The organism is Pseudomonas sp. CM25, assembly GCF_013179705.1.
Lineage (GTDB): Bacteria > Pseudomonadota > Gammaproteobacteria > Pseudomonadales > Pseudomonadaceae > Aquipseudomonas.
The window spans coordinates 1-7,239 of sequence record NZ_JABMCW010000282.1; the positions used below are offsets into that span (position 1 = coordinate 1).

General features: G+C 66.0%; 6 protein-coding genes. All 6 read right to left on the bottom strand.

Annotated features, from left to right (window positions below; all coding sequences use genetic code 11):
- Nucleotides 1-73 precede the first annotated feature (73 nt).
- The 6 genes from wspF to HP546_RS23030 are packed head-to-tail and all read right to left on the bottom strand — an operon-like array spanning nucleotide 74 to nucleotide 7,217.
- The gene (wspF, locus tag HP546_RS23005) at nucleotides 74-1,087 is read right to left on the bottom strand and encodes a Wsp signal transduction system protein-glutamate methylesterase WspF (RefSeq protein ID WP_172229897.1); all 1,014 of its coding nucleotides are present in this window, start codon (nucleotides 1,085-1,087) and stop codon (nucleotides 74-76) included.
- Nucleotides 1,084-3,366: a hybrid sensor histidine kinase/response regulator gene (locus tag HP546_RS23010; RefSeq protein WP_172229900.1), complete on the bottom strand. Its 2,283-nt coding sequence runs from the start codon at nucleotides 3,364-3,366 to the stop codon at nucleotides 1,084-1,086. Before HP546_RS23010 ends, wspF begins: the two co-directional genes overlap by 4 nt.
- On the bottom strand, nucleotides 3,363-4,025 hold the full coding sequence (locus tag HP546_RS23015) for a chemotaxis protein CheW (protein WP_172229903.1): 663 nt from the start codon (nucleotides 4,023-4,025) through the stop codon (nucleotides 3,363-3,365). Before HP546_RS23015 ends, HP546_RS23010 begins: the two co-directional genes overlap by 4 nt.
- Nucleotides 4,022-5,293 carry a protein-glutamate O-methyltransferase CheR gene (locus tag HP546_RS23020; protein WP_172229906.1) on the bottom strand — a complete coding sequence of 424 codons (1,272 nt, stop codon included), beginning with the start codon at nucleotides 5,291-5,293 and terminating at the stop codon, nucleotides 4,022-4,024. The genes HP546_RS23015 and HP546_RS23020 overlap by 4 nt, the downstream gene beginning before the upstream one ends.
- Nucleotides 5,290-5,796: a chemotaxis protein CheW gene (locus tag HP546_RS23025; RefSeq protein WP_172229909.1), complete on the bottom strand. Its 507-nt coding sequence runs from the start codon at nucleotides 5,794-5,796 to the stop codon at nucleotides 5,290-5,292. The genes HP546_RS23020 and HP546_RS23025 overlap by 4 nt, the downstream gene beginning before the upstream one ends.
- A gap of 5 nt (nucleotides 5,797-5,801) precedes the next feature.
- The gene (locus HP546_RS23030) at nucleotides 5,802-7,217 is read right to left on the bottom strand and encodes a methyl-accepting chemotaxis protein (RefSeq protein ID WP_372242454.1); all 1,416 of its coding nucleotides are present in this window, start codon (nucleotides 7,215-7,217) and stop codon (nucleotides 5,802-5,804) included.
- Nucleotides 7,218-7,239 lie beyond the last annotated feature (22 nt).

Genomic DNA, 7,239 nt, shown 5'->3' on the forward strand with positions numbered 1-7,239 from the left:
CTTCGATCGGTAAATCATTCATGCCAGTTCACCCGATCACTGCCGGCCAGGCGGCGTGATTCAATACACTTCGTCATTTTGCGAAAATTTCCGTCAAGCGCCCGGCTATTCGTTCCAACGGGCGGATCTCCACCGCAGCATCTATCGCCGCAGCAGCCTTGGGCATCCCGTAGACGGCGCTGCTGGCCTGGTCCTGAGCAATGGTCAGAAAGCCCTGCTGGCGCATCTGTTTCAGGCCTTGGGCACCATCGCGGCCCATGCCGGTGAGCAACACGCCCACCGCATCGCCGGTCCAGTACCGTGCCACGCTCTCGAAGAACACATCGATGGAGGGCCGGTAGATCTCGTTGACAGGTTCGGCAGTGTAGGCCAGTTGGCCGTTTTTCAGCAGCCGGATGTGGTGGTTGGTGCCTGCCAGTAACACCTGGCCAGGCTGCGGCGGCTCGCCTTCCTGGGCCAGGCGCACCGGCAAGCCTGCAGCGCTGCTGAGCCATTCGGCCATACCAGCGGCAAACACCTGGTCGACATGCTGGACCAGCACGATGGCTGCGGGGAATTTGCTCGGCAAGCCTTTGAGCAACACTTCGAGCGCTGCCGGCCCGCCAGCCGACGAGCCGATCGCCACCAGGCCAGGGCGTTGCGAGGCCTCCCGCACCGGCACGGCCTTCGGGCGTTCGGCAGGGGCACGCTGCTGGCCGACCAACCAGCCGATATTGAGAATCTTGCGCAGCAATGGCGCCGCCGCCTCGCGGGCATCGCCAGCACCCAGCGCCGGGGTATCGACCACATCCAGGGCGCCATGGCCCATGGCCTCGAACACCCGGTGCACGTTCTGCTGGCGGTCGACGGTGACGATGACAATGGCACACGGGGTTTCGGCCATGATCCGCCGGGTGGCCTCGACGCCATCCATCACCGGCATGATCAGGTCCATCAGGATCAGGTCCGGCAGTTGTTCGGCACAGCGCTGCACCGCTTCGGCGCCATTGCTGGCCACCCACACCACCTGATGCGCGGGCTCGAAAGCGACTGCCCGGCGCAGCGCCTCGACGGCCATGGGCATGTCATTGACGATGGCGATCTTCATCCTTGAGCACCTCCGATCAGCTCGACTACAGCATCCAGCAACGCATCGTCGTGGAAACTGGCTTTTGCCAAATAGTAGTCGGCACCGGCATCCAGGCCACGCCGCCGGTCTTCCTCACGGTCCTTGTACGACACCACCATCACCGGCAGCGCCTGCAGGCGCTGGTCGCGGCGCACCAGGGTGACCAGTTCGATGCCGTCCATGCGCGGCATGTCGATGTCGGTGATCAGCAGGTCGAAATCCTCGCCACGCAGGGCGTTCCAGCCGTCCATGCCATCCACCGCCACGGCCACGTCATAGCCACGGTTACTCAACAGCTTGCGCTGCAGTTCACGCACGGTCAGTGAATCGTCGACCACCAGCACGCGCTTGCGGACCATGCCACGGGCACTGCTGTTACCGCGTTCGATACGCTCAAGGCTGCCGGTGCTGAGCAGTTTTTCCACCGAGCGCAGCAAGTCCTCGACATCGACAATCAGCACCACAGAACCATCATCGAGCAAGGCGCCGGAAGAAATGTCCTGCACCTTGCCCAGCCGTGGGTCGAGCGGCATCACCACCAGCACCCGCTCGCCCACCAGCCGTTCCACGGCCACGCCGTACAGTTGCTCGCGCTCCCGGATCACCACCACCCGCAGGCTGGCCTCTTCGGTTTGCCCGGCCGGGCGGTTCAGCAACTGGCTGGCTGCCACCAGGCCAATATGCCGACCTTCGTGCCAGAAGTGCTGGCGCCCTTCGATCTGCACGATCTGCTCGGCAGTCACCTCCAGGGTGCGTTCGATATGGGCGAGGGGAAAGGCATAGGCCTCACCGCCCACCTCGACCACCAGGCTGCGCACCACCGACAGGGTCAGTGGCACCTGCAGGTGGAAGCGGCAGCCCTGCCCCGCCACCTGGGTAAGCTCGATCGAGCCGCGCAGCTCGCGGATCATGTGTTGCACCGCATCCAGCCCCACGCCACGGCCGGACACTTCGGTGACCTTGTCGCGCAGGCTGAAGCCGGGCAGGAACAGGAACGTCAGCAGCTCCGCCTCGCTCATCCGCGCCACTGTGTCGGCAGGCGACAGGGCGCGTTCCACGATGCTGCTGCGCAGGCGCTCAAGGTCGATGCCGGCGCCATCATCGATCAGCTCCAGGCTGAGCATGCCGGCCTGGTGCGAAGCACGCAGGCGGATCACGCCCTCATCCGGCTTGCCTGCCAGCAGGCGCCGTTCCGGCGGCTCGATGCCGTGGTCGACCGCGTTGCGCAACAGGTGGGTCAACGGTGCTTCGAGCTTTTCCAGTACATCGCGGTCGACCTGGGTCTTTTCGCCTTCCACGGCCAGCCGTACCGGCTTGCCCAAGGACCGGCCGAGGTCACGGACCATGCGGCTCTGGCCGGTCAGCACATCGGCAAACGGGCGCATGCGGCAGGCCAGCGCGGTGTCGTAAAGCAGTTGCGCACGCTGGCTGGCCTGCCAGCCGAACTCATCAAGGTCGGCGGCCTGCTGCTGCAGAATCTGCTGGGTCTCGGCCAACAGGCGCTGGGTTTGCGCCAAGGCATCAAGCACCTCGCTGCTCTGGCCGCTGTCTTCCAGTTGCATGCGCAGGCCGTCGAGCGCCTGCATGCCCTGCCCGTGCATGCGCTTGAGGCGCTGCAGGGTGGCCAGGTAGGGCTTGAGCCGCTGGGTTTCCACCAGCGACTTGCTGGACAGGTCGAGCAGGCTGTTGAGGCGGTCGGCGGTGACCCGTAGCACCCGTTCGCTACCTTCGCCGGCGCGCTTGCCGGCCTTGCGATGCACGGTCGGCTCAGGCTCCGGCTCAAGCTCCAGTGGCTCCCTTGCCAGCAGCACAGGTTCGATTGGCGGCGCCAGGCCCGGCAAAGCCGGCGTGGCAGCTATAGCCGCAGCGCCTGGATCGAGCAGGCTGGCCATTTGTGCAAGGAACACCGGCAGGGTCGCCTGCGCCCTGGAGTCGCCCGGCGTAGCGATGCGCATCAGCAGGTCGGTCCCCTGCAACAACGCGTCGATATGCTCGGCGGTGAGGCGCAAGCGCCCTTCCTGGGCTGCCACCAGGCAATCTTCCATGACGTGGGCAACGCTGACGCCAGCATCCACTCCGACGATACGAGCCGCGCCCTTCAGCGAATGGGCGGCACGCATGCACGCCTCAAGCTGGTCGGCCTGCGTGGGGTTGCGCTCCAGCGCCATCAGGCCGGTACTCAGTACTTGAGTCTGCGCCTCGGCCTCCAGGCTGAACAGTTCGAGCAACGATGCGTCGCGCATTTGCTCCGGGGTCATGAAAGGCTCCGCTGTACGGCAGACAATAATTGTTGATCGTTCAGCACTCGCACACTGCGGCCGCGCCATTGCAGCACTGCAGCAGTGAAGTGCGTGGCATCCTGGCCACTGCCTTGCAGCAGCGGGTCGAGCCGATGAATACCGTCGACTTCTTCGACAGCCAGCACTACCGGGCCACCTTCGGCAGCCAGGATCAGCATGCGTGGCATCGCCCGCCCGCCGCGCGGCTCAGCGGCAGCGGCCTGCACACCCAGCAGGTCGGCCAGCGACAGGCACGGGACCAGCGCCCCCCGCACATTGGCAACCCCCCGCAGCACCCGCGAGCGCTGGTGTGGCAGCGAATGAACCGCCTGCAACGGGGCGATCTCGGCCAGGCAGGCCGTGGCCAGCGCCAGCCATTCTTCACCCAGGCGGAACAGCAGCATGGAGCGGCCGGTGTGTTCCTCCACCGGCGCCACTGCCGGCTGGTGGTCCTGCATCAAGGCATAGCGGTCGAGCAGGCGCGTGGCTGCAGCGGCATACACCTCGCAATTGCGACAGTGGACATGCTGTTCCAGCAGTGGGCACTGCTTGTCGCCGTGGACGCCAATGCGGTTCCAGCAGTCGTCGATGTGCGCGTCATCCTCGGCCAGTAGCTGCATCGCGGATTCACCCTTCATCGCTCAGACTCCCGGCCAACCCGCGCAGCCCGCTCCTGCAGGCGCCGGGCCCCGGCCAGGTCGCCCTGGGCCGCCAGCAGGGCCGCCAGGTGCACCAGCGCCTCGGGGTGCTGTGGTTCCAGGTACAGGGCCTTGCGGTAGTGGGTCAGTGCCTGCTGCGCATCGCCTGCGGTGTCACTGAGCAGCCCCAGCCAGTAGTACACCTGCGCCGACGGCGCGAACTGCCCCAGGTAGCGCTGGCATTCGCTGCGGGCCTGATCGCTGGCACCGGCATTGGCCAGCCGGGCAATGCTGTCCAGCAACTCGCTTTCGTCCTCACGCTGGTTGCGCGCCGGCGCGGGCCTGGTCGTGACGGGCAGCACCCGCAGCGGGCGCGGCAACGCTGCACCCGGCGGCGGATAGCCCGGGGTGGCCAGTGCGGGTTGGGGACGCTTTACGGGCAGGGCCGAAGCCGCCGCCAGCGGCGTGCTGCCGCCCTCCTGACGCACATAGGCGAACGACTGCGCGATGCCCAGCGGGCGCATGCCCAACCGTGCCAGCAAGCTGCCCTCGGCGGGGCCGATGAACAGCACACCCTGCGGATGAAGCAGGCGTTTGAGCACTTCGAACACTCGCTGCTGGGTTGGTACGTCGAAATAGATCAACAGGTTGCGGCAGAACACGAAGTCGTACAGGCCATCGCGGCTGGCCAGCGCCGGGTCGAGCACGTTGCCTACCTGCAGGCTGACTGGCTGGCGTACCCGCTCATGCAGGCGGTGGCCTTCGTCAACAGCATCGAAGTAGCGCTCGCGAAAGCCCAGGTCGCTGCCGCGAAACGCATTGCGCCCATACACGGCCTGCCCAGCCTTGGCCACCGAGCTGGGACTGATGTCCATGCCGTCGATCAAAAACGCACCCGGTGCGATGCCGGCATCCAGCAAGGCCATGGCCAGCGAATAGGGCTCCTCGCCGGTCGAGCACGGCAAGCTGAGCAAGCGCAGTGGCCGCGCCCCCGCCAGCTCGGCCAGGCGCTTGTGCGCCAGGCTGGCCAGGGCGGTGAAGGACTCCGGGTAACGGAAGAACCAGGTTTCCGGAACGATCACCGCCTCGATCAGCGCCTGCTGTTCATCGGCAGACTGCTGCAGCCGCAGCCAGTAATCATCCAGGTCGATGGCGTTCATGGCAACACAGCGCTGGCGCAGCGCACGCTCGACCATGGGCGCGCCCACCGACTCCACGTCCAGGCCGATGCGCTCGCGCAAGAAGCGAAAAAAACGCTGTTCGATCATGTCGCCATCCCTGTCTGGTGATCCGCGTACAGCAGTTCATGCACGGCCGCCGGCAGCAGGTCGTTTACTTCCACACGCTGCAGCAGGCCTTGTTCATCCTGGCGCACCGGCCCCAGGTACGGCGCCTCGCCGGTATCCACACCATAGGGCAGGAATTCGTCGGGGTGGCAACGCAGTGTTTCGGTGGCCTGTTCCAGGATCAGGCCAAGCTGCAGCCCCCCTCGGTAGTGCACCAGCACCAGGCGGGTACTGGTGCGCTGCGCCGCCGGCTGGCCGAAGCTCAATGCGGCCAGGTCGATCACGGGCACCAGCAGGCCGCGGTGGGCGAGGATGCCCGCGACCCACGCGGGCGCCTGGGCAATGGGCTTGAGCGGCTGACGCGGCAGCACCTCGATCACCTCGTGCGCACTCAGGGCAAAGCGCTGCTGCCTGATGCGAAACTGCAGGTACAACGCACCCTTGGCGTTGCCCGCCCGCGCGGCGCGGGGTTGCAAGTCGTTCATCGCAGTCAGACTTTGAAGCGCGACACGCCGCCGCGCAGGCCTGCGGCCACCTGGCTCAGCTCATCGATGGCGAAGCTTGCCTGGCGCAGCGACTCGACAGTCTGGGTGCTGGCGTCGCTGAGCTGGGCCAGCGCCTGGTTGATCTGCTCGGCACCGGTAGCCTGGGCCTGCATGCCTTCATTGACCATCAACACGCGCGGCGCCAGCGCCTGCACCTGGTGGATGATCTGGCTGAGCTGCTCGCCGACCTGCTGCACCTCGAACATGCCGCGGCGCACTTCTTCGGAGAACTTGTCCATGCCCATCACCCCGGCCGACACGGCCGACTGGATCTCGCGCACCATCTGTTCGATGTCGTAGGTGGCCACGGCGGTCTGGTCGGCCAGGCGGCGCACTTCGGTGGCCACCACGGCAAAACCACGGCCGTACTCGCCGGCCTTTTCCGCTTCGATAGCGGCGTTGAGCGACAGCAGGTTGGTCTGGTCGGCGACCTTGACGATGGTCACCACCATCTGGGTGATATTGCTGGCCTTCTCGTTGAGAATGCCCAGCTTGGCGTTGACCAGGTCGGCAGCGCCCATGACCTGGTGCATGGTCTCTTCCATGCGCGCCAGGCCCTGCTGGCCGGAGCCGGCGAGGCTGGAGGCCTGGTCGGCGGCCGAGGTGACTTCGGTCATGGTGCGCACCAGGTCACGCGAGGTGGCGGCAATTTCCCGCGAGGTAGCGCCGATCTCGGTGGTGGTCGCGGCAGTTTCGGTTGCAGTGGCCTGCTGTTGCTTGGAAGTGGCGGCAATTTCAGTCACCGAGGTGGTCACCTGCACCGACGAGCGCTGGGCCTGGGCCACCAGGTTGGCCAGGGCTTCGGCCATTTCGTTGAAGCCGCTTTCGATGGCACCGAACTCGTCCTTGCGGTCCAGGCTCAGGCGCATGCTCAGGTCGCCCGAGCGCAGCTTGTCGAGGGCATGCACGATGCGCTGCATGGGCGCGGTGATGGCGCGCATCAACAGCAGGCCGCAGATGCCGGCCGCGACGATGGCCAGTAGCAGCGATACCACCATGCTGCCCTTGGCGGTGCTCACGGCACTGACGATCTCACTGGTGTCGGCTTCGGAGGAGGCACGGTTGTGATCGATCACTTCGTTGAGCAGCTTGCGCCCGGCCACCCAGGCCGGGGTCAGCACCTCGGTGATCAGCCGCTGGGCTTCGTCGTAGTCATGCTGGCGGTAGGCGTCCAGTACCTGGCCGACGACCTTGAGGTAGGCCTGCTCCATCTGATTGAAGCTGTCGAAGCGCGTCTGGTCGTCGGTATCCTGAATGGTCCCCTGGTAGCTGGCCATGTGCTGCTTCAGACGGTCCTCGAAGCTCTTGAACAGTTCCAGGTCGGCAGATGTGATTTCGCGGCGGTTGGAAAGGCCTACCAACTGCTGGCTGGTGACGTAACTG